This window comes from Sulfurimonas sp. HSL-3221, assembly GCF_021044585.1.
Lineage (GTDB): Bacteria > Campylobacterota > Campylobacteria > Campylobacterales > Sulfurimonadaceae > Thiomicrolovo > Thiomicrolovo sulfuroxydans.
Window position 1 is genome coordinate 79,049 of the sequence record NZ_CP087998.1, and the last position, 20,155, is coordinate 99,203.

22 protein-coding genes are annotated in these 20,155 nt (G+C 58.7%); 10 read left to right on the forward strand and 12 right to left on the reverse strand.

All coding sequences use genetic code 11. The features are described from left to right. Positions 1-4: 4 nt before the first annotated feature. Positions 5-1,960 carry an LTA synthase family protein gene (locus LOH54_RS00395; RefSeq protein WP_231019613.1) on the reverse strand — a complete coding sequence of 652 codons (1,956 nt, stop codon included), beginning with the start codon at positions 1,958-1,960 and terminating at the stop codon, positions 5-7. A gap of 177 nt (positions 1,961-2,137) precedes the next feature. On the opposite strand from LOH54_RS00395, the gene LOH54_RS00400 reads away from it, so the two are divergent. Continuing rightward, entirely contained in the window at positions 2,138-3,307 is a 1,170-nt protein-coding gene (locus LOH54_RS00400) for an MFS transporter (protein WP_231019614.1), read from the forward strand. Positions 3,308-3,349: 42 nt separating this feature from the next. Here the strand turns inward: LOH54_RS00400 and LOH54_RS00405 are convergent, their stop codons facing one another. Then, positions 3,350-3,532: a YgaP family membrane protein gene (locus LOH54_RS00405; RefSeq protein ID WP_231019615.1), complete on the reverse strand. Its 183-nt coding sequence runs from the start codon at positions 3,530-3,532 to the stop codon at positions 3,350-3,352. Positions 3,533-3,675: 143 nt separating this feature from the next. Here LOH54_RS00405 and LOH54_RS00410 point away from each other — a divergent pair, with 143 nt between their 5' ends. Then, positions 3,676-5,478: a menaquinone biosynthesis decarboxylase gene (locus tag LOH54_RS00410; protein ID WP_231019616.1), complete on the forward strand. Its 1,803-nt coding sequence runs from the start codon at positions 3,676-3,678 to the stop codon at positions 5,476-5,478. Then, entirely contained in the window at positions 5,475-6,209 is a 735-nt protein-coding gene (locus LOH54_RS00415) for a phytanoyl-CoA dioxygenase family protein (protein WP_231019617.1), read from the forward strand. Before LOH54_RS00410 ends, LOH54_RS00415 begins: the two co-directional genes overlap by 4 nt. 130 nt (positions 6,210-6,339) lie before the next feature. On the opposite strand, the gene LOH54_RS00420 is transcribed toward LOH54_RS00415, so the two are convergent. The 8 genes from LOH54_RS00420 to LOH54_RS00455 all read right to left on the reverse strand — a co-directional run bounded on the left by LOH54_RS00420 (position 6,340) and on the right by LOH54_RS00455 (position 11,517). Further along, entirely contained in the window at positions 6,340-6,975 is a 636-nt protein-coding gene (locus tag LOH54_RS00420; protein WP_231019618.1) for a hypothetical protein, read from the reverse strand. A 287-nt stretch (positions 6,976-7,262) separates the two neighbouring features. Further along, the gene (locus LOH54_RS00425) at positions 7,263-7,820 is read right to left on the reverse strand and encodes a hypothetical protein (protein ID WP_231019619.1); all 558 of its coding nucleotides are present in this window, start codon (positions 7,818-7,820) and stop codon (positions 7,263-7,265) included. 327 nt (positions 7,821-8,147) lie between these two features. Further along, positions 8,148-8,378 carry a thioredoxin family protein gene (locus tag LOH54_RS00430; RefSeq protein ID WP_231019620.1) on the reverse strand — a complete coding sequence of 77 codons (231 nt, stop codon included), beginning with the start codon at positions 8,376-8,378 and terminating at the stop codon, positions 8,148-8,150. A 12-nt stretch (positions 8,379-8,390) separates the two neighbouring features. Continuing rightward, the gene (locus tag LOH54_RS00435; RefSeq protein WP_231019621.1) at positions 8,391-9,374 is read right to left on the reverse strand and encodes a hypothetical protein; all 984 of its coding nucleotides are present in this window, start codon (positions 9,372-9,374) and stop codon (positions 8,391-8,393) included. A 9-nt stretch (positions 9,375-9,383) separates the two neighbouring features. After that, the gene (locus LOH54_RS00440) at positions 9,384-10,328 is read right to left on the reverse strand and encodes a permease (RefSeq protein ID WP_231019622.1); all 945 of its coding nucleotides are present in this window, start codon (positions 10,326-10,328) and stop codon (positions 9,384-9,386) included. Further along, positions 10,329-10,736 carry an arsenate reductase ArsC gene (locus LOH54_RS00445; protein WP_231019624.1) on the reverse strand — a complete coding sequence of 136 codons (408 nt, stop codon included), beginning with the start codon at positions 10,734-10,736 and terminating at the stop codon, positions 10,329-10,331. It abuts the gene before it with no gap. Next, a complete protein-coding gene (locus tag LOH54_RS00450; protein WP_231021248.1) occupies positions 10,733-11,059 on the reverse strand; it encodes an ArsR/SmtB family transcription factor in 327 nt (108 codons plus the stop codon). The genes LOH54_RS00445 and LOH54_RS00450 overlap by 4 nt, the downstream gene beginning before the upstream one ends. A 2-nt stretch (positions 11,060-11,061) precedes the next feature. Then, positions 11,062-11,517 carry an ArsI/CadI family heavy metal resistance metalloenzyme gene (locus LOH54_RS00455; protein WP_231019625.1) on the reverse strand — a complete coding sequence of 152 codons (456 nt, stop codon included), beginning with the start codon at positions 11,515-11,517 and terminating at the stop codon, positions 11,062-11,064. A 152-nt stretch (positions 11,518-11,669) separates the two neighbouring features. On the opposite strand from LOH54_RS00455, the gene LOH54_RS00460 reads away from it, so the two are divergent. From LOH54_RS00460 to LOH54_RS00470, 3 genes are read left to right on the forward strand one after another with little or no spacing between them, the layout of a single operon-like run. After that, positions 11,670-12,410, forward strand: coding sequence for a DUF4395 domain-containing protein (locus LOH54_RS00460; protein WP_231019626.1), 741 nt, complete (start codon positions 11,670-11,672; stop codon positions 12,408-12,410). 9 nt (positions 12,411-12,419) lie between these two features. Further along, complete coding sequence (locus tag LOH54_RS00465; RefSeq protein ID WP_231019627.1) at positions 12,420-13,127, forward strand: cytochrome c biogenesis CcdA family protein; 708 nt, start codon at positions 12,420-12,422, stop codon at positions 13,125-13,127. A 10-nt stretch (positions 13,128-13,137) separates the two neighbouring features. Next, positions 13,138-13,536, forward strand: coding sequence for a thioredoxin family protein (locus tag LOH54_RS00470; protein WP_231019628.1), 399 nt, complete (start codon positions 13,138-13,140; stop codon positions 13,534-13,536). Positions 13,537-13,539: 3 nt separating this feature from the next. On the opposite strand, the gene LOH54_RS00475 is transcribed toward LOH54_RS00470, so the two are convergent. After that, on the reverse strand, positions 13,540-14,103 hold the full coding sequence (locus LOH54_RS00475) for an NUDIX domain-containing protein (protein ID WP_231019629.1): 564 nt from the start codon (positions 14,101-14,103) through the stop codon (positions 13,540-13,542). A gap of 107 nt (positions 14,104-14,210) precedes the next feature. On the opposite strand from LOH54_RS00475, the gene LOH54_RS00480 reads away from it, so the two are divergent. Beyond that, positions 14,211-15,002, forward strand: a complete 792-nt coding sequence (locus LOH54_RS00480) for a GTP cyclohydrolase I (protein ID WP_231019630.1) — start codon at positions 14,211-14,213, stop codon at positions 15,000-15,002. A 10-nt stretch (positions 15,003-15,012) separates the two neighbouring features. Then, entirely contained in the window at positions 15,013-15,564 is a 552-nt protein-coding gene (locus tag LOH54_RS00485; protein WP_231019631.1) for a 6-carboxytetrahydropterin synthase, read from the forward strand. A gap of 263 nt (positions 15,565-15,827) precedes the next feature. Here the strand turns inward: LOH54_RS00485 and LOH54_RS00490 are convergent, their stop codons facing one another. After that, complete coding sequence (locus LOH54_RS00490; RefSeq protein ID WP_231019632.1) at positions 15,828-16,220, reverse strand: NifB/NifX family molybdenum-iron cluster-binding protein; 393 nt, start codon at positions 16,218-16,220, stop codon at positions 15,828-15,830. 88 nt (positions 16,221-16,308) lie between these two features. On the opposite strand from LOH54_RS00490, the gene LOH54_RS00495 reads away from it, so the two are divergent. Both LOH54_RS00495 and LOH54_RS00500 read left to right on the forward strand, forming a co-directional pair. After that, positions 16,309-19,431, forward strand: a complete 3,123-nt coding sequence (locus LOH54_RS00495) for an efflux RND transporter permease subunit (RefSeq protein ID WP_231019633.1) — start codon at positions 16,309-16,311, stop codon at positions 19,429-19,431. A 12-nt stretch (positions 19,432-19,443) separates the two neighbouring features. Further along, positions 19,444-20,151: an efflux RND transporter periplasmic adaptor subunit gene (locus LOH54_RS00500; protein ID WP_231019634.1), complete on the forward strand. Its 708-nt coding sequence runs from the start codon at positions 19,444-19,446 to the stop codon at positions 20,149-20,151. The last annotated feature ends 4 nt before the right edge of the window (positions 20,152-20,155 follow it).

Below are 20,155 nucleotides of genomic sequence, written 5' to 3' on the forward strand. Positions count from 1 at the left end.
GATGTTACTGCGCCTCGCCGGGTTCGGCTTTGAAGCGCTTGTGCTGGTAGAGGTCATTGATGACATGGATAAAGGCCGTCGTGTCGCGTTCGAGTTCCGGGTTGTGCGCCGCGGGGGTCAGGTGGTCCTCTGCGGAGAGGTCGAACGTCAACGCCGGGGTGTCGGGCTGGACGACGGCGAGTTTGTCGCCGTTGCGCAGGGCGTACATGTCGTGGAACTGCATCAGCACCATCTCTTTTTCGGGGTCTTCGAAGAGCGATTTGCCGAGGATGGGGTAGGTTAGGTCGAGTCCGACGGCGTCGAGGGCCGTGGCCAGGACGTCAGGCTGGGTAGAGCGCTTGGCGACGCGCTGGGGTTTGATGCCGCCGCCGAGGATCATCCCCATGATGCGGTATTTGGGGACGGGGATGAGGTCATCGCCGTAGGTACGGACGTTGTGGTCGGCGAGGATCATGAAGACGGTATCGTCGTAGTACCCTTCGCGCTTGGCGTCGTCGATGAGCTTCCCGATGGCGTAGTCGGCGAACTTGATGGCGTTCTCGACGCTGTTCTTCGGTTTGCCGGGGATCAGGTCGATGCGCCCGCCCGGGAATTCGAAGGGGGTGTGGTTGGTCGTACTGAAGAGCACGGAGACGAAGGGTTTGCCCTCGGCGTGCCACTTGGCGAACTCTTCGTTGGCCCGGACGACGAGGTCCTCGTCGCAGACGCCCCAGATGCCTGTGAAGGCGGGGTTCTTGAACTCGGGCTGATCGATCAGGACATCAAAACTGTTGCCGTAGAACCAGCCGCGCATATTGTCGAAGTTGCTGGCCCCGCCGTAGATGAAGCTGCTGCGGTAGCCGTAGGGTTTGAGCAGGGAGGCGACGGTAAAGAAATCCTCCTGGGACTTGTTGCGTTTGACGACCCCTTTGCCCGGCACGGGGAGGAAACCGGAGACGCTGCCGGCGATCCCCCGCACGCTGCGGGTGCCGTTGCTGTAGAGATGGTCGAAGAAGATGGACTCGCCGGCGAGGCGGTCGATGTTGGGCGTGACCCCTTTCTCGCCGCCGAGGGCGCCGACGAACTGCGCGCCCAGGCTCTCCTGCAGGAAGATGACAAGGTTTTTCGGCTTGGCGGAGGGGAAGTGGGTCGGTTGGGTCCGCCGGAAGGGGTCCTCCATGTCGCCGACGGGGATGCGCAGCTGGCGGGAGACCCGTTCATAGGCCTCTTTCAGCGGCATCTTGCCGTATTTGCTCATGACGACGCCGTGCTTCTTCTGCGAATAGTAGGCGTAGCCGATGCTGTAGAGGCTGTTCTTCGTGATCTCGTTCACGACGTGCGAATCGGTATAGACCGCGAGGGAGATATTGGCCGCGCGGTGGCTGAAGGAGGAGCGGATGCCGATGAAGAGCACGGCGACCAGCGGCAGCAGCAGCAGGAGTCGGATGGGCCACTTGATCTCGAAGACGACCTCAAATGTCTTGCGCGTCAGGGTCCAGAAGAGGTACCCCGCCACGGACATCATGATGGCGGCGACGAGCAGCTTGAGCTTGTAGGTCGCCCAGATGTTGCCGAACACCTCTTTGGGGTAATCGAGGTAGTTCAGAAAGATGTCGTTGGGGCGGACGTCGAATTCGGCGAAGAAGGGGAAGGTCGCATTTTCGATAAAGAGGGCCGCCAGCAGAAAAACGAGCAGATAGACCCGGATGAAGGTGCGGACGGGGCCGCCGAGGACCCGGGGCGCCGTAAAGAGCAGAAGGACGGGCAGCGCGAGGATGATACAGGCGACGATCGTATCCATCTGCAGGCCGAGCAGGAAGCTGAACCACTGGCTGACCCCGGCATCGGCGATGCGGTCGTAATAGAGCGCGAACAAAAGGGCCCGTCCGCTAAAGAAGATGGCAATGAAAAGCAGGTAAAAAGCGAAGAGCTGGCGCAGCGATGCGACAATAGCCTGCTTCTGGGTGAGCGGTGGGTGCATTCTTTTCCCTTTGGGTGTTGTGAAATGAATTATAGAATAATAGCGGATTCAGATGAACGCGGGGAGGCGGGCGTCCGCGGCGGCACTGTCGCCCCGTCCCCTCCGGTGAAAAATTCGCCGCGCTTATGGGCGGGTTGCCCTTCCTGGCGTATAATGCGCTCCACGAAAAGGCCGCTTATGTATGATTCCGTCGCCCGCAATGTCAGACTCTCTTTGCTGCTGCTGGCAACGATGGGCGTCATGTCCGGGATCGCCATCGTCGCGGCCCTGCCGCTGATCAGCCACCACTTCGGGGCCGTCCCCCACATCGAGTTTCTCTCGAAGCTGCTGCTGACGATCCCCTCCCTTGTCATTGCCGCCGTTGCCCCCTTCGCCGGGATGATCGTCGACCGCTTCGGGCGCCTGCGCCCCCTCTACCTCGGCATCGTGCTTTTTATTATCGGCGGCAGCTCCGGCTTCTACCTGCAGGATTTCAAAGCGATCCTCGCCGGGCGCGCCCTGCTGGGCTTTTCCGTTGCGCTGCTCATGACCGCCTCCACGGCCCTGATCGGCGACTATTTTGACGAGAAGGGGCGGCACCGTTTCATGTCGATGCAGGGAATGGCCGTCGGGCTGGGCGGGATCGTCTTCATCATCTCCGGGGGCTACCTGGCCCAGCTGGGCTGGAACTACCCTTTTGCCATCTACCTGCTGCCGCTGCTTTTCGTGCCGCTGCTGGTCTCATCACTGTACGAGCCGCAGCGGATCCATACGCACGGCGACGAAGCGGCGGCGGTTTCGCCGAAGCTGCTCCCGGTCTATCTCAGCGCTTTTTTCTCGATGCTGCTGTTTTACATGCTGCCCACGCAGATGCCCTACCTTGTCATCGACGAGCTGCACGGCACCCCCAGCAGCATCGGCCACTTTGTTGCCTTCGCCCTGCTCATCAACGCGCTCACGGCGCGGCAGTATGCGCGGATCCGCGCGCGGTTCAACTACGCACAGATCTTCGTCTTCATCTACCTCTTTTTCGGGACCGGCCTGCTGATCATGTCACAGGTGAGCTCCCCGCATCAGCTCTTTTTCGCTTCGGCTTTCATGGGGGTGGGGTTCGGACTCGTGATGGTCAACATCAACGCCTGGCTGCTCTCGCTGGTGCCGCCGCACCGCCGCGGCCGCGCGGTGGGGATGCTGACGATGAGCTTCTTCCTGGGACAGTTCTTCTCCCCCATCTTCTTCCAGCCGCTGATCACCTATGCCGGGATCCAGGGGCTCTTCCTGGTCATTTCCGGGGTCTCTTTCATCACGGCGGCGGTGCTTTATGTCAAAACGTTTCTGAAAAGGGGTGCGGGTTCTGCGGAGGGGTGAAGGAGAGGGGAACGGATCACCGTCCCCCGGCAACATCGGGATTTAGATGATGTTGCACTGCCCGGTGACTTTGCACAGCGGACAGAAGTTCATGATACCGGCGATAAAGGGGATGACGCCGAGGTAGAACCAGGGGTTGCCGCTGTAGGCACCGTAGCCGATAAGGGCGGCGCCCAGGGCGATACGGAAGGGGCGGCAGAATTTGCGGATCTTGATAACGTTCATAGATTGCTCCGTTTTTTGCGGAATTATAGCGCAGAGGGTGGGATCGTAATATTAATTATTTCAATTAGTCATACTGCTTTCAAGGTGCATCCCCTGTTCTCATGTAGGTTTTTTAGAGTTGCTCTGGGATACAATACGGAATTATGAAGATTATTGAGACCCTCTCCCCCTGGATCAGGACCATCGACGAACCCCTCGACGTCAACCTCGAGATCCCCCATATCGCCTATGCGGAGATCAAGAAGGCCGCGCCGAAGATTCTCGTGTTCACCCACCCCGTTGACAAGGCGCTCGGCAAAACCTACGATATGCCTGTCGTGATGAACATTTTTGCCAATGACGCCGTCGTCGAGACGATTTTCGGCACGACGCCGGACGCCATCGCGGCGAAGGTGCAGAAAGCGCTGAAGCTGAAGCCGCCCAAATCGCTCTCGGACAAGCTGGAGACCTTCAAGTTCCTCTTTGACCTCCGCAACGTCTTCCCCAAGCGCCTGAAATCCGCCGGGGAGTGCCAGGCGCGGGAGATCGCATCGCTCAGCGAGCTGCCGATCCTCAAAACCTGGTCCGAGGACGGCGGCAAGTTCATCACGATGGGACAGGTCTACACGCAGAGCCTCGACGGCGAGATCCACAACGTCGGCATGTACCGCCTGCAGGTCTACGACGACAAACGCCTGGGGATGCACTGGCAGATCCACAAGGACTCAAACCACCTTTTCCACCAGTATAAAAAAGCCGGCCGCAAGATGCCCGTCTCCGTCGCCATCGGCGGCGACCCGCTCTACACCTGGTGCGGGACGGCCCCGCTGCCCCACGGTATCTTCGAGCTGATGCTCTACGGCTTCGTGCGCAACAAGCCTGCTCGTCTCGTCAAATGCAAAACGAACCCGATCCACGTTCCCGAAGATGCGGATATCGTCATCGAGGGGTGGGTCGACCCGGAGGTGACGGAGATCGAAGGGATGTTTGGCGACCATACCGGCTACTACACGCTCAAAGAGCCCTACCCGGTGCTCGAAGTGAGCCGCATCACCGCGAAAAACGACCCGGTGTTCTACGCGACCGTCGTCGGCAAGCCACCGCTCGAGGACAAATATATGGGGCTTCCGACGGAGCGGATCTTCCTGCCGCTGTTGCAGACGCAGGCGCCGGATCTCAAAGACTACAAGATGCCGGAGAACGGGGTGTTTCACAACCTTATTCTCTGCAAGATCGCCCCGCAGTACCCGGGCCACAGCCTGCAGATCATGCATGCGCTCTGGGGCGTGGGGCAGATGAGCTTCGTCAAGCACGCCCTCTTCGTCGACGAATCGGCCCCGGAGCTGGGGGATTACGAAGCGCTCACGAAGCATATCCTCGACCGCCTCAGCCCGGAGGCCGTGACGATCACGACGGGGATCGTCGACGCCCTCGACCACTCCGCGAGCAGGCCCCTTATCGGCGGCAAGCTCGGCATCGACGCAACGGGCAGTGTCGTGGAACGCACCATCGACCTGCTCGATGACGCCGCGCTGCTGAAGAAAGTGAAAACGATCGACAGCGATGTCGTCGCGCTGAAGCAGTACATGACGCAGAGCGCGAACCCGGTGACGGTGATCCAGTACGAGAAGAAGCGCCCGGCGCGCGAACTCTTCGAGGCGCTGAAGCCGCTTAGCGGACACATTGCGATCGCCGTGTTCGTCGACACGCGCCAGAACGACGTGAACAACCCCTACATGCTTGTGTGGCGGGTGACGAACAACATCGACGCGCAGCGCGATGTCTGGCTGGAGGAGATGATCGGTGTCGACGGGACCAACAAGGACCCGATGGACGGTTTTACACGCGAGTGGCCCGGTGACGTCGTTTGCGACGCGGACGTTTTTGCCGACCTGCGCGCACGGGGTCTGATCGACCTCGACGACGAGACGGTGGACCGATACCAGTTGGTGGGAGAGAGTAAATGAAACTGAGTGATGCGCAGCTGGCGCAGTTTGAGCGCGACGGGTACATCCTGCTGCGCGGCTTTGCCGACAAGGCGCGCTGCGAGGCGATCCTGGCGGCAGCCAAAGAGGAGATCGAGGCGCGGACACCGCCGATTGAGACGGAAGGGGAGTATACGGGTTCGAACAACTCGACCCTGCGCCGCCTGCGCCAGGTCTATGACCGCCGCGAGATTTTCCGCGACTGGATGACAGACAAAGAGATCCGCCCGATGCTGGCGCAGGTGCTCCACGACACCCCGGTCCTGACCCTGGCGCACCATAACTCCATCATGACGAAGATGCCCTCGAAGAGTACGGAGAGCCGCTGGCACCAGGACCGCCGCTACTGGCACTTTGAAAACGACAACCTCGTCAGCGTCTGGCTGGCACTGGGTGATGAGCGGATGGAGAACGGGGTGCTGGAGTTTATTGACGGCAGCCACAAACTTGAATACCGACCGGAACAGTTCGATACCGATACCAGCTTTCTGACGGGGCTGCCGGAAAACGACGCCCTTATTGCCAAGAAGGTGCATTATGACCTGCATGCGGGCGACGTTATCCTGTTTCACTGCCGGACACTGCACCACGCCTACGACAACCAGACCGACGAACCCAAGATCGCTTTCGTCTATACGGTCAAGGGCGCTTCTACCAAGCCTATTCCGGGTACCCGTTCCGCTGACTACCCCGAGGTTGTGCTCGAGGTCTGATCACGCTTGCCTTCCTCTTCGGAGGCGGCGAACCGTTACTGCGGTGTCTGAAACGCGGCAAAACAGTGTGGTCGATTCAATTGGGTGTTCGTAGGGAAAATGGGGGACCGACGCCGGAGGCGCCGCGGCGTCATTTGACGCTGACGACGATCGGTGCGGAGGTTTTGTGGGCGCTTGAGATGTGGCACTCGCGTGTCGGGTAGACCGAAACGTTCGCGGCGACGCGATAGGTCCCGGTGTTTCTTGCTGTGATGTTATAGATCACTTCCGAGCCGTTCGGGTGGGCACGCAAACACTCGACAGAGGGCGCATCCGTAGCGAATCCGAGACCGCTGAACGTGACCTGGACGCCGTGGGCATCGCTCCCTGAGAGCGGAAAATCTTTTGCTTTGACAATAACGCGCAGGCTGATCGGTTCGCCGACGGCGACTTTCTCTCTGTCCGGAACAAGCTCCACCGTATATTTTTCAAAAGGACTGTCGGCAACGGGGGCCGCAGCGGCAAGCGTCGGCATGGAGACCGGCTCGGGTTCGGCGACAGGTGCCGGCTTGGCCTTGGCGACAGCCTTCGGTTTTTCCGGGGCGGGTTTCGGCGCCATCGGAAGCGGGACCGGTTCGACTTCCGGTGAATTGGGTTCATTGACAATGCCGAGAACTTCCGGTTCCCCCACATTCTGCGCCGCTGGCTCCGCATTTTTCAGACATCCGCTAAAGAGCAGACTGACGGCCAGAAGGGATCCGACATACCGCACATACTTTTGAATCATATTCTTCCTTTTCTTTGATGAAATTGGGCCCGGTCCTCTCACCTCCCTGGCCCACCAGAAACCTTCGAATTCTTTCTTTATACATATTTATATGCATATTTTAAAGGTTTCCAAAGGTCATTATTATATCACAGTGATAACATTTTATTGCAATATTTTAGAAAATTTTTGCGCTTTGCAGAAAAGGTGATAAAGAAGTAATATGAATAATCCGTGCGACTGCTGGAATAATGAAGGCTTATGACTGTGGACCGGCACAGCAGAGCTCTGCCATCGCCGGTACGCTTTTATTTGACGTTAACGGTCAGTGCGTTCGACTGTTTCGTAACGCGTGAAGCTTCGCAGTGGCGGGTAGGGTAGAAGGCGACGTTCGCAACGACATCGTAGGTGCCGGCGTTGGCCGCCGTCACGTTGTAGATGATGTCCGAACCGTTGGGGTGCACCCGCAGACACTCGACCGCCGGCGGATTCGCCGCAAAATCGAGACCGCTGAAGGTGACGGTTACCCCGTGTGCCTCATGCCCGGTCAGCGGGAAGCCGTTGGCTTTGACGTGGACGTAGAGACTGACGTTCTTGCCGACGTCGAGACTGGTGTCATCCATGGAAACCTCGACATTGTAGAGGTCGCAGGGTTTATCCTCTGCCGCTGCATTCTTAGCCGCAGCTGGTTTTGCCTTTGCAACCGGCTTCGGTGCGGCAGGTTTCGGTGCGGGGGCTGCAGCTTCCGCTTTGGCTGCCGCCGGTGCCGCGGCCTCCGCTACAGGCTGCTGCTTAGCGGCCGGTGCCGGCGCAGGCTCCGCATTCTTGGATGCGGCACACCCTCCGACAAGCATACTGACAGCCAAAAGGCATCCTAACTGCTTCAAGCGATGGTTCATACTCTTCCTCCTCCTTGGTTCGGTATGGCCCGGAGTGTCGGCCCCGGGAAAGCAGAAACCTTTAAGCATTTCTATTTGTGATAACTATTTTATAGCATTAAAAGTTTCCTAAGCCATTGTATCACAATTACAACAATTTATTACAATTATTCGAAAAATTTTTCCAAACGTCGGCTGGGCTGGGCAGATGGCGTGAAGGGATGGAGGAAGCAGCTGCTTTGGTGTTGAGGGTCGTCCCTGTTCGGCGGCGCGAGGCAGGGACGTGAAGATTGTTCCGTGGTCTGACCGGTCGCGCTAGGCGATCATGGCCAGGATCTCGTCGACGCTCGGCACACGGCCCGTCGACTTCACCTCGCCGTCGATGACCAGCCCCGGGGTGCTCATGACCCCGTAGGCCATGATCTTCTGCAGGTCGCTGACCTTCTCTACCTGCAGGAATTTGCCGCTTTTGGCGACCGCCTGCTTGACTTTTGCTTCGAGCTCGTTGCACTTGGCACAGCCTGTGCCCAGAATTTCGATTTTCATGATGTTTCTCCTTTAGTGACTCTGTTTGATCGTATCGTAGAACGGCTCGACCGGGCCGGAAACGACGTAGGCGCCTACGGGGCCGGCTGCGGCGAGGAAGCGCGGGTCGAGGTGCGAATTTTCATGGTCGTACATGTTCTCCCAGACGCCATGCATGATATAGCTGCGGGTATCGCCGTCGGCAAACGCGTTTTGAAGGATTTCGGTCGTCACCGCTTTGCGGTAATAGCTGTTCTGCGCCGTACCGGCCTGGCCGTTCGGATACCGGTCATCATATGCCGCATCGTGAACGTCGGGCCGGAAGGTTTGCTGCGCCGTGCCCAGCAAACGCGCGACTTTTTGATTGAAGGCTTCCCGGTTGGCATCCTTGATCATGACATGGTTTTCAACGGTGACGTAGCGGTTTTTCACTTCGTCGGACTGGTGTTGCAGGAAGGTCCTGATCTCATCGGGGGTCGTATAGAGCTTTTGGCGGTCCCCTGCGGCAACGGTCGTGTAGATCCCTTCGTAATACGCAAGCTTGATCGGCGTCTTTGTCGGAGGCGTCGTCGGTTTGTAGGCAAAGAGCGACGGGACGATCTGCTCGGCAAACCACGCCTGTACCTGGGAGGCGATCAGCGCATCGTAGGAGTCGAAACGGATGAAGAGCGTATAGAAAAGCGGGAGTTTCGGGGAGGTGGGATGGCCGTTGCCGTCGGCATAGCCGCGGTCGAGCACCCCTTTGAGGTGGGCGGGGTAGTTGCGCACCATGGTCGACTCCCCCGTCATCTGTTTGAACGAGAAGCTCAAAAAGCCCTTTTCCCCTTTCAGGAAGGAGGCGAGTCCGTCGATATTGTTGAGCACCCTTTTCTTCTCGGGCATCGGGACGCGCAGCTCATAATAGAGCGTTACGGCCCCCTCGGGTTTTTTCTCCGCGGTTGCGGCGTGCGATGCGGCCGGGAAGATGGCCGCCCCTGCCATGACCGCACCCATGCCTAAAAAGTTTCGTCTTTCCATAGTGACTCCTTACAAGATGATGTTGAACAGATAGCCGACGCCGATGATCCCGACACCGATAATGGCGAAGAAGGTGGCGATGAGCCTGGTGTGCAGGATCTGTTTGAGGATGATCGCTTCGGGCAGGCTCAGCGCCGTCACCGCCATCATGAACGACAGCGCGGTACCCAGCAGCATTCCCTTCTCCGTCAGGACCTCCACCAGCGGCATGACGCCGGCGGCCGAGGCATACATCGGGATGCCCATCACTGCCGCGACGGGCACGGCGTACCAGGCGTCGCCGCCGGCGTAGTCGGCGATAAACTCCGCCGGGACAAAGCCGTGGAACCATGCGCCGACACCGACGCCGGCCATGACCCAGAGGTAGATCTTTTTAAAGATCTCCAGGGTCGCTTTCCAGGCGTCGCCGGCGCGCTGGGCGAGGTTCAAGGACGTCGCCGCCACATGGAGGTCGCCCTGCATCACCGGCACGTCCAGCAGCACGTACTGCTCCGCTTTCGTCCGGCCGATCAGCCAGCCGCCGATGATCGCCACGGCCAGCCCGAAGCCGATGTACAGTGCGGTGATCTTCCAGCCGAAGAGCCCGAAGAGCATGGCGATGGCGATCTCGTTGTTCAGCGGGGCCGAAATGAGAAAGCTGAAGGTGACGCCGACGGGGATGCGCGCCTGCAGAAATCCCAGGAAAAGGGGAATGGCCGAACAGGTGCAAAAGGGGGTGATGATCCCGAAGAGGGCGGCCAGGATATTGCCCGTGAACTCTTTTTTCCCGGCGAGGTAGGCCCGCACCATCTCGGTGTTCATCCAGGTGCGCAGGAACGAGACGGCAAAGATGATGGTGATCAGCAGGAACCAGATCTTGACCGTATCGTAGAGGAAAAAGTGAAGCGCGTCGGCGAGCCGCCCCTGGAGGTGGAGCGTCTCGTAGACGAAGGTGCGGCTGAGGTCATGCCACATCTAGCAGAGCTCCGCTTTGATGACGGGCAGGAGCTCCCGCTCGATCAGGTCGAGGGTTTTGGCGTACTCCGCTTCGGCTTTGCCCGAGGGGTCTTCGAAGCCGACGTGGATCGTCTTGACCGCCTTGGGGAACATCGGGCAGGTCTCCTTGGCGTTATCGCAAACGGTGACGACGAGGTCGAAGGCGTTGTTCAGAACCGTTTCGATCACCTTGGAGTGGTACGCCTCTTTCCAATACCCTTTGGATTCAAGCAGGGCCTGGGCGTTGGGGTTGACTTTCCCGCTGGCCTTGACGCCGGAGCTGAACGCCTCGACGCAGTCGCCGAGCTTGGCGTTGATCAGCGCTTCGGCCATAATGGAGCGGCAGCTGTTGCCGGTGCAGAGGATCAGTACTTTCTTTTTGCTCATAGTTTACACCCTTGATCGGTTTCGGAGAGTTTGTGGAGTTTCGGCAGGTCGATGCCGAGGTGCCGGATCTCCTCGAGCGCTTCGCTGCGGAAGCGGTCCAGGGGAAAACGGATGGCATAGTAGGCCCAGGTCCCTTTGCGCTCGACCTTCAGGAAACCCGCCTCTTTGAGGATCTTGAGATGGCGCGAGAGGCGCGACTGGATCATCTCCAGTGAGCTTTGCAGGTCGCAGACGCAGAGCGGCCCGTGCTCGTCGAGGAAACGCAGGATCAGCACCCGCGTCTCGTCGTTGAGGGCCGCGACGCTTTTGAGGAAGACATCCATGCTCAGCAGCCCCCGGCCGTCGACCATTTTCCGTTTTCGGAGAAGGTCGGCTGGCAGCAGCCCACCCCGCCGGTAAAGGCGTCGCCGCCGAACACCTCGATCTGCTCCATCGTGTGGTAGTTTTCCCAGATGACCTCCTGGGGGTCCTGGACCCAGTACTTGTTCGACGCGGCGTAGCAGCACTGCGCGCCGCTCTGTTTCTCGCCCGCAATGCCCGCGGCGACGAGGCGGGCCTCGGTCTCGGCGACGGCTTCGTCGCTGTCGAACTGCAGCCCCAGGTGGTTGAGGCCGCGCTTGCTCTTGCCCGTGGAGATCGCGAAGTTGATAGCCGGATCGTCGATGAGCCACTGCAGGTAATCCGCTTTTTCCTTCGTCGGTTCCGTGCCGAACAGGGCGGTATAGAACGCCCGGCTTTTGTCGAGATCGTCGACGGAGATATGGATGTGGAGACGTTTCATGCTGTTTCCTTTCGCCATTTGGATAGCAGCATTGTAGCCAATCAATTTATAAATATCAAGATATATTGATTTATTACCCTTAGTGTGCTATAGTTCCCATCATTAAAGAGGCGTCCGGTCATGATGCCTCTATATTTATATGGAGAAACAGCGTGGATTTTAAAAGCTTCTTCGCCTACGGTGAAAAGGTGCCCGGGTACGAGGTGGGCATGCTCAATGAGAGAGAGGCGCGCGCGGCGGCGGCGATTCTGTTTGTCGGCGCCTTCCTGGGGTTGACGAACGGGGTGATGCTGGGCACGGCGGTCTTTTCCAAATACTTCGTGACTTTCTTCGCCGTCGATTTTACGCTGCGTATCATCCAGCCTCGCTATGCGCCGAGCTTGATGCTGGGGCGTTTTTTCGTCCGGAACCAGAAACCCGAGTACGTCGGGGCCGCCCAGAAGCGTTTTGCCTGGATCCTGGGCTTTCTGCTGGCCTGGCCGATGTTCTACTACCTGGTCATCGATTTCCAGCCCAACCCGCTCAAAGTACTGGTGTGTCTGATCTGTATGGCGCTGCTCTTTTTTGAAGCGGCCTTCTCCATCTGCCTGGGGTGTAAGATCTACGCCTGGATCAAACGCAAAGATCCGAAATACTGCCCGGGCGGCGTCTGTGAGATGAATTATAAAGAGCCCATCCAGACCTTCTCGCCGGCGCAGAAGCTCATCCTCGTCGCTACCGTGCTGGTCATGGGGTACGGCACCTACGCCTATTTCACCAAGCTGCCCGACCGGACCATCTTTGTCAAAAAGATGAAAATGCTGATGATGAGCCAGGCGGAGCTCGATGCGTTGGAGGCGGCCAAAGATCAGGCGGAAGAGGACGCCTTCTTCAGCGACGACGACGATTTCTGATCCTGCCGAATGATGCTTGAACAGAGCCTGGCCGAACTGGTCGGCCACTACGGTTTTATCGCCCTTGTTGCCTCCTTCGGCATCGGGGTATTGACCTCACTGGCGCCCTGTTCCATCATCACGCTGCCGCTGCTCATCGGCAGCGTGCTCGGTCTGTCCGCGGAGATGACCCCAAGACAGAAACAGCGCTTTGCGCTCTACTACTCCCTGCTTTTTGTCACCGGACTCGTTATCAGTTTTTCCCTGCTCATGCTGACGGTGGCCAAGGCCGGGACGCTGCTCAGCGTCGCGCCCTTCTGGGCCTACGCACTTGCCGCGATGGCAACTTTCCTGGTTACCGCCTATGCTATGGGGTGGCTGGGGCAGATCGACAAGGCGCTTATTGCCGGCCGGCTGCTGAAGTTCAAACTGGCGGGCGCGCTGCTCATCGGCATGATATTCGGCCTCGTCAGCACGCCGTGCGCTTCGGCGCCGCTGGTGGCCATCATCGCCGTGGCGGAACAGAGCGGCTGGGCCTACTCTTATGCCCTGGTGCTGCTCTTTGCGCTGGGGCACGGTCTATTGCTGCTGGCCGCGGGGATTTCCCTGGGATTCGCCCAGAAGATGGTGTCGAGCCCGTTGCTGGCGAGAATTGCAAACGGGATCAATGCTCTTTTCATCCTGCTGCTTGCCGCCATCGCGGTCCACCTGGCCTACCAGGCTTATCTTGTCTTTTAAAAGGGGTGATATGTTTCGAATGTTCTTGATTGGTTCTGCACTGCTGCTGGGCGGCTGCGGCCAGGAAAAAACGTCGCAGGTATCCATGCTGCATGTAACGCCGTATAACCTGGCCGCTCCGAAGATCGGCCGGGGCCAGCCGGTGCTGCTTGAACTGGGTTCGACGTCGTGCCGAAGCTGTGAAGATATGGCGCGCACGCTGTACAGAATCAAAAAACAGCATCCGCGCAGCGCCATCTACTTTATCGACATCCGGCGGGAACGGCAGGTGGCGGTGCAATATGATGTCCGCATGATGCCGACCCAGGTGATCCTCGGCGGCAGCGGGAAGATCGTCTACAGGCATATCGGGCCTTCGGAAACGAAAGAGTTGACCGAGACGCTCACGCGCTTCGGCGTCCTACAGTAACTTCTACTTCGCGAAAAACCAGTAAAACGCGAACATCAGCCCCGGGGTTTTCGCCCTGTTTTCATCAAAAACAAAGGCGTTAGCCTCCGTGAGCGGGACCCACTCGAGCACGATCTCCTCGGTGTGGATGCCGCCGCCGTCGTGGGCGCGCATTGCCTCGTCGATTTCGGCAAAGTAGAGGTGCTGCTGCCCGCCGGAGATGCCGACGTTGGTGAAGAAGGAGGTGATCTTCTCGATCTTTTCCAGAGGGACGTCGTAGCCGCACTCCTCGTCGATCTCCTCCTTGGCGATCTGGAGCAGAGGGGCCTTTTTGTCGACGATCCCCGCGCAAAGCTCGTATGTGAACAAGTGTTCAGGGTGGTTCATGTGCACCGGGGGGCGGAACTGTTTGACGAGGAGGAAGGCCTCACGTTCGGTATGGTAGAGCAGGACGGCGACGCTGTCGTGGCTCTTGACGGCCTCCCAGCTCAGCTCGCGGCCGTTTTGCGTATAGAGGATGCGGACGGGGCGTACGAACGCCGGCGCTTCCAGGGGGATCGTCTCAAAGCGGGTAATCTTGAATGGCATGTTACAATCATATAAAGCAAAGCTTAAATTGATGCCAGCGTTTCAAAAGCGCTAGACATGTTGGCGTTTGGCTACTACAATGCCCCCATTATTCCAGAGGAGAAGCGATGGTCCCGACACAAGAGGAGCTTGACGCATTTATCCGCGAACGGTTTTTCTGCCACTTCGGCCACGAGGATGAAACAGCACTCGCGAGCGCCGTGGAGGAGTACCGAGCCGTCAAGGCGTTCCGCGTCAACGAAAATATCCATGAAACCGGCCAGCGCCTTTCTGAGGAGGGGCACTATGTCATGCGCCTCTATGCGATGTTTTACATGGGGCAGGTGCTCGACGCGCTTAAAATCGACCGCGAAGATCCCAACGTCATGGAAGACAGCGCCTGCGGTAACATCGGAACGGCGGGGCGCATCGCGAAGATGTATACCGGGGCCGTGCCCGAGGACGAGCGCGAGCTGATGAGCGGCCGCTGGAACCCCGAGCCGCGTATGGCGACCTTCCCCAACAATGCGCAGACGCACGAGCCCGTCTTTGTCACGACGCAGCTCGATGCCGTCTGCAGCCACCACTTTATCCGTTTCGGGCAGGACCAGGCGGACACGGGCTCCGTGGTCGTCGTCGGCTACATTCCGCGCGAAAAGCTCGGCGGTATCAGCAAGATCAACCGTTTCGTCAACTGGTGCGCGCGCCGCGGCTGGCTGCAGGAGGATCTGACGCGCTACATCGGCAACAAGATCATGCAGGTCTTCGAGACGGATTCCGTTTACGTGGGCCTCTTCAATCTCAAACACGGCTGCACGGCGTTCCGGGGCGCGTGCGACATCAACGCCTCGACCTCGACGACCTACGTGACGGGCGCGTTCGAAAAAGACCGCAGCCTCATCCCGCTGAAGTTCCAGTGAGGCGGGCGGCATGACGTGGATTATCGATAAACAGTTCGACTTTTGTTACGGCCACCGGGTCTGGTCGCAGAGCCTCGAGACGGAGTATAGCCTCGACGACTGCCTGATGTGCCGCCACCTGCACGGGCACCAGGGGCGGATCAAGATCTTTCTCGCCGCGGAGACGCTGCAAAACGGGATGGTGACCGATTTCAAACACCTCAACTGGTTCAAGCAGTGGCTCGACGCGACCCTGGACCACAAGTTCATCATCGACCGCAACGACCCGCTCTTTCCCGATATGATGTCGCATTACTGCGCGGACGGCAAAATGGACGACGCCCGCTTTTTCCTGCACGATGAAGGGTACTGGACGCCGCGGCTGGAAGTCGTCGACGGCGAGATCGGGGCGATACGCGAAAAATACGAGGGGATGGTCATTGTCGATTTCGTTCCCACCAGCGAACAGCTGACGGCGTGGATGCTTAAGATCGTACAGAAAAAGATGGCGCCGCTGGGCATCAGGGTGAACTCCGTCGAATTCTGGGAGACGCCGAAATCGCATTGTGAAATAAAAGCGTAGTTGAAATGTGCACCCGGAGGGTGCGACAAAGAAGGAAAAACACTGTATCCGGGAGTAAAAAGGAGTTTCAAAAACAGGAGGGTTCGTGAAAAAAACCGGATACAGCTATAGGCATCATAGCGCTTTGGACGCAATGTTGCCCCTGCATTTTCCATTGGATAAAAAAAATTAATCTTTTTTCAGGTTTCTACGTCAACGCAGAGTACGGCGGGCATTTGAAAGCCGGAGATATCCGGCTTCGGGCGGTGAGAGTGTAGTGCCCCTTAGGCGAGCTGGGCAGAGACGCTGCGCAGGACGGCTTCGGCCTTGGCGGGATCACCGGCGTATTTGCGGATATGCACGCCGTACTCGGCCATGGCCGCCGCCGTGTTCTTGCAGGCGCGGCTGACGACGACAAAGTCGCAGTCTTCGAGCGCCGCGCCCATTTTGAAGTGCTCTTTGATGTGATCTTCGTCGTCGTGGTCGTGGTCGCACTGGTGCTCCTCGTCGGCATGCTCATGGTCGAGGTCGGTGCGGGGGTTGGCCCGCAGCCCTTCGAGTTCGAAGGCGCGGAACATGCCCGCACCCTTGACGGTGTAGACGGCAAAAAAGGGTGTATGTCCGGCATTGCCGAAAAACTGCAGGGTATCGTCTTTGACGGGAACGGCTACTTTCATAAGGGGCTCCTTACGCAATAAAGTTAATTTTCGAAAATTATAACCGAAAATGCTTGACCAGCGGCAAACGGCGGCGATATAATCGCGTATGCTGAAAATCATCGAGTATTTTATCCGCAACAAACGGCTCAACTACGTGCTGTTGCTCTTCGTGCTTTTTATGGGCGTCAACGCCTACGTCTCTATCCCCAAAGAGCTCTTCCCGCTGGTGACCCTGGACCGGGTGACAATCAGCGGCGGGTACGCGGGGAGTAGCGCGGATAACCTCGACAAAATGGCCGTGCGCGATATCGAGGATGCGCTCGGCAGTATCGACGGCATCGACAAGATCGAAACCGTCATCAAACCCGGTAGCTTCGCGATCGTCCTGACGCTGCAGGAGGGGGCGAATGAAAACGACGCGCTCAACAAGGCCAAAGACGCCATTGCCAAAAGCCGGCAGTACCTTCCGTCGGACATGGTCGAACCGGTGGCGACGCTGGCGGTGCACAACCGCCCCCTCGTCTCCCTTTCGCTCTCCAGCGATACGCTGACGCACGGAGAGCTGGTCGAGGCGGCCAAGGAGATCAAGACCCGTTTCGCCCGCTATCCGAACATCAGCGAAGTGGTGATGTACGGGGATTCGGACGAAGAGGTCTCCGTCCGACTCGACTCGAAAGCGATCGAAGCCCTCGGGCTCAGCCGCAGCGCCGTGACGTCGGCGATCGCTAATCTTTCGTATATCTATCCCATCGGGAACATCGAACAGAAAGGGGACTTCGTCTTCCTCTCCACCGTCCACGGCAAGCCCGATGTCGCGGCGTGGGAGACGACGATGCTCGGCGTCGGGGGCAAATACGTCCGTCTGGGGGAGATCGCCCGCATCGTGATCGAACACCCCCAGGACACGACGATCTCGACCTTCAACGGCCGCCCCAACATTACGCTCAATCTCTCCAAGGGGGACAACGGCAACGCCATCGCCCTCTCCCGGGAGCTGGTACATTTTGCAAAGAGCCTTCAAGGCGACTATCCGCAGATCCATTTCGACTTCTACCACGACACCTCCAAGCCGGTGCAGAGCCGTCTGGAGACCGTATTGTCGAACCTGATGTTCGGGCTGATTCTCGTTTTCCTCTCCATGGCGCTGCTGATCAATGTCCGCATCGCTTCCATCGTGGCCATGGGGATCCCCTTCTCCTTCGCGATCGGCATCGTCTTTATCTATGTGCTGGGCTACTCCATCAACATCGTCTCGCTGCTCGGTGCGCTCATCGTCATCGGGATCGTCGTCGACGACGCCATCGTCGTCTCCGAGAACATCCAGCGTCACCTCAACGAGGGGATGGAACGGCACGCCGCCGTGATGACGGGACTGCGGGAGATGATCCTGCCGGTCTCCCTGGCGACGGTGACGACCGTCGTCGCCTTTTTGCCGCTCTTTATGCTCAGTGGGGAGATCTCCAAGTTCATCATCCTCATCCCCATCATGGTCATTATGATCTTGATGGGCTCGCTGATCGAGAGCTTCCTCTTTCTGCCGCTGCATGCCGAGGAGGTGCTCAGGAAGCAGAAAAATATGGTCGACTGGACGCGCATCCAGAACGGCTATGAAACGATCCTGCACGGGCTGATCCGGTACAAAAAGAGCGTACTCGCTCTCTTCCTGATCACGGTGCCGCTGCTGACCTTTTTTACGGTCAAGAGCATGAACTTTCAGTTCTTCCCGGAGCATGACGGCTCGTTCCTGTATGTGACGGGGAAACTCGACATCAATACCCCGATCGAGGAGACGGCGGAGATCGCCCGGGTCATCGAGCGGCGCATTCTGGCGGAAGGGGAGCGGTTCGCGCTCAAATCGGTCTCGACGGTCACGGGTTCGCGGGTCTCCATGGCCGGGGACGCGGAAACCGGGGAGCATGTGTTTTTGGTGACGATGGAGCTCTACGACATGGTGCCGGACAACGTTTTCGACCGCTACCTTGCACCGCTGCTGAACTTCTCTTTCAATTATGACGATCCCGAAAAACGGCGGACAAAACACACCTATGAACTCGTTGACGATCTCGAGGCGTTGGTCACGCCGCTGCGGCAGCAGTATGTCTTCGAGGAGCTGGGCGTCCGGGAACAGCGGGCCGGCGTCGTGCGTATCGATGTCCAGGTCAACTTCTCCGGGGCGGACGAAGCGAAGACGGTCGCGGCGATGGAGCAGGTGCAGTCGGCGCTGGAGAAGGTCAATGGGGTCGTTTCCGTCAGCAACAACCTCGAACCGGGGATGCGGGAGATCCGGCTGCGCGTCAACGACTACGGCGAGCGGCTGGGGCTGAGCGAAGCGGAAGTGGCCCGGACACTTTCGGCCTATTTTCTCGACAACCGCAGGGCGATGACTTTCAACGAGAGCGGGGTCATGGAGATCAAGACCCGCGCCCTGGAAAAAGACCGCCTGAGCACGCTGGAGCGGTTCCAGTACCCGCTCTCCGACGGCACCTACGTCAACCTCGGCGATATTGTCGCCTTTGAGAGCCGCCGGGACTTTAACCAGATCGAAAAACGCGACGGCACGGTGGTGAAGACGGTATTTGCGAAGGTCAACAAGCGGGTTACGACCCCGTCGCAGGTGCTGCAGCAGATCGCCCCGGTACTGGACGCGGTGCGCAAAACGGGGGTGAAGGCGGAGCTGTTCGGGGAGCAGGAGCGCAACGATCAGTTGGCATCGGATATGAAGCGTGCCGTCGTCGTCGCCCTCTTCTTGATGTTGATCACCCTGCTGTTCGTCTTCCCTAAGATCAAGTACGCGCTTATTGTCATGTCGGTGATCCCCCTCTCCATTCTCGGGGCGCTGGTGGGCCACAAGCTGATGGGGATGAACCTCACCATGCCGGGGGTCATCGGGCTGCTCGGACTGGCAGGGGTCGTTATCAACGACGGGATCATCATGCTCGATTTCCTGCACGGCACCCACGATACGCGCGCGTTCTACGAAAGGGCGAAGATGCGCCTGCGGCCGATTCTGATTACTTCCATCACGACCTTCCTCGGCCTCTTTACGCTGATCTTTTATGCGACCGGGCAGGCGGTGATCCTGCAGCCTATTGCCGTTTCCATTGGTTTCGGCCTGCTGTGGGGCACGGTGCTGAACCTGCTGTACGTGCCGACGCTCTACGCCGTCATCAACGGCATCGGACCCACCACGACATCACAGGCATCGGAGCAGAGACATGCTACTATTTGAGAGGAGAAAATGATGAGAAAAAGTTTAATGATACTGCTGGCGGCGCTGCCGCTGGTAGCGGGAAGTTACAAGGCGAAAGTGGAGCCCTATGACGCGCACACGGTGAGCACGGAGGTTTCGGGGCGCATCGTCAAGCTCGACCAGCGCGACGAGCTCAAGACCCTCAACAAGGTCGTGATCGAGATCGACCATGCGCTTGACGATATCCAGCTGGCAAACGACCGCCGGAAACTGCAGCTGCTGCAGGAACAGATCGCCGTCAAGCAGGCGCAGTACGACAGTATCAAGGATCTTGCGAGCCAGAACCGCTTTACGAAGGACCAGTACAAGACGGAGCTGCTTGCGCTGAAGATGCAGGCGGAAGACCTGCAGAGCGTCATTGCCCAGCTGGAGGATACGATCGCCAAAAAGCGCATTGCGCTCCGCGGGCAGTACCTGAAGACTCTCTATGTGCGCCAGGGCGAATACGTTGCCCCGGGCACGAAGCTGATGAAGGTCGAGGACCACGGCGGGGGGAGGCTGGTACTCTACATCGACGCGGCGGACCGTGCGATCCTGGACGGGGCGAAGGTTACGGTCGAGGGGAGCAGCGGCTGGAAGATCGAAAAAGCGGCGACGAGCACGGATGAAACCTACGTCTCCTACTACCGCGTCGATCTCGTCAAGCGCGGCAATGTGCCGCTGGGCGGCGTTGTTTCCGTCACCATCGAGAAGCCCTGAGTTG

What these genes read in the sequence shown, in the direction of transcription:
- LOH54_RS00395 (WP_231019613.1), bottom strand. Translation starts at nt 1,960, where the DNA reads ATGCACCCACCGCTCACCCAGAAGCAGGCTATTGTCGCATCGCTGCGC.
- LOH54_RS00400 (WP_231019614.1), top strand. Translation starts at nt 2,138, where the DNA reads ATGTATGATTCCGTCGCCCGCAATGTCAGACTCTCTTTGCTGCTGCTG.
- LOH54_RS00405 (WP_231019615.1), bottom strand. Translation starts at nt 3,532, where the DNA reads ATGAACGTTATCAAGATCCGCAAATTCTGCCGCCCCTTCCGTATCGCC.
- LOH54_RS00410 (WP_231019616.1), top strand. Translation starts at nt 3,676, where the DNA reads ATGAAGATTATTGAGACCCTCTCCCCCTGGATCAGGACCATCGACGAA.
- LOH54_RS00415 (WP_231019617.1), top strand. Translation starts at nt 5,475, where the DNA reads ATGAAACTGAGTGATGCGCAGCTGGCGCAGTTTGAGCGCGACGGGTAC.
- LOH54_RS00420 (WP_231019618.1), bottom strand. Translation starts at nt 6,975, where the DNA reads ATGATTCAAAAGTATGTGCGGTATGTCGGATCCCTTCTGGCCGTCAGT.
- LOH54_RS00430 (WP_231019620.1), bottom strand. Translation starts at nt 8,378, where the DNA reads ATGAAAATCGAAATTCTGGGCACAGGCTGTGCCAAGTGCAACGAGCTC.
- LOH54_RS00435 (WP_231019621.1), bottom strand. Translation starts at nt 9,374, where the DNA reads ATGGAAAGACGAAACTTTTTAGGCATGGGTGCGGTCATGGCAGGGGCG.
- LOH54_RS00440 (WP_231019622.1), bottom strand. Translation starts at nt 10,328, where the DNA reads ATGTGGCATGACCTCAGCCGCACCTTCGTCTACGAGACGCTCCACCTC.
- LOH54_RS00445 (WP_231019624.1), bottom strand. Translation starts at nt 10,736, where the DNA reads ATGAGCAAAAAGAAAGTACTGATCCTCTGCACCGGCAACAGCTGCCGC.
- LOH54_RS00450 (WP_231021248.1), bottom strand. Translation starts at nt 11,059, where the DNA reads ATGGATGTCTTCCTCAAAAGCGTCGCGGCCCTCAACGACGAGACGCGG.
- LOH54_RS00455 (WP_231019625.1), bottom strand. Translation starts at nt 11,517, where the DNA reads ATGAAACGTCTCCACATCCATATCTCCGTCGACGATCTCGACAAAAGC.
- LOH54_RS00465 (WP_231019627.1), top strand. Translation starts at nt 12,420, where the DNA reads ATGATGCTTGAACAGAGCCTGGCCGAACTGGTCGGCCACTACGGTTTT.
- LOH54_RS00470 (WP_231019628.1), top strand. Translation starts at nt 13,138, where the DNA reads ATGTTTCGAATGTTCTTGATTGGTTCTGCACTGCTGCTGGGCGGCTGC.
- LOH54_RS00475 (WP_231019629.1), bottom strand. Translation starts at nt 14,103, where the DNA reads ATGCCATTCAAGATTACCCGCTTTGAGACGATCCCCCTGGAAGCGCCG.
- LOH54_RS00480 (WP_231019630.1), top strand. Translation starts at nt 14,211, where the DNA reads ATGGTCCCGACACAAGAGGAGCTTGACGCATTTATCCGCGAACGGTTT.
- LOH54_RS00485 (WP_231019631.1), top strand. Translation starts at nt 15,013, where the DNA reads ATGACGTGGATTATCGATAAACAGTTCGACTTTTGTTACGGCCACCGG.
- LOH54_RS00490 (WP_231019632.1), bottom strand. Translation starts at nt 16,220, where the DNA reads ATGAAAGTAGCCGTTCCCGTCAAAGACGATACCCTGCAGTTTTTCGGC.
- LOH54_RS00495 (WP_231019633.1), top strand. Translation starts at nt 16,309, where the DNA reads ATGCTGAAAATCATCGAGTATTTTATCCGCAACAAACGGCTCAACTAC.
- LOH54_RS00500 (WP_231019634.1), top strand. Translation starts at nt 19,444, where the DNA reads ATGAGAAAAAGTTTAATGATACTGCTGGCGGCGCTGCCGCTGGTAGCG.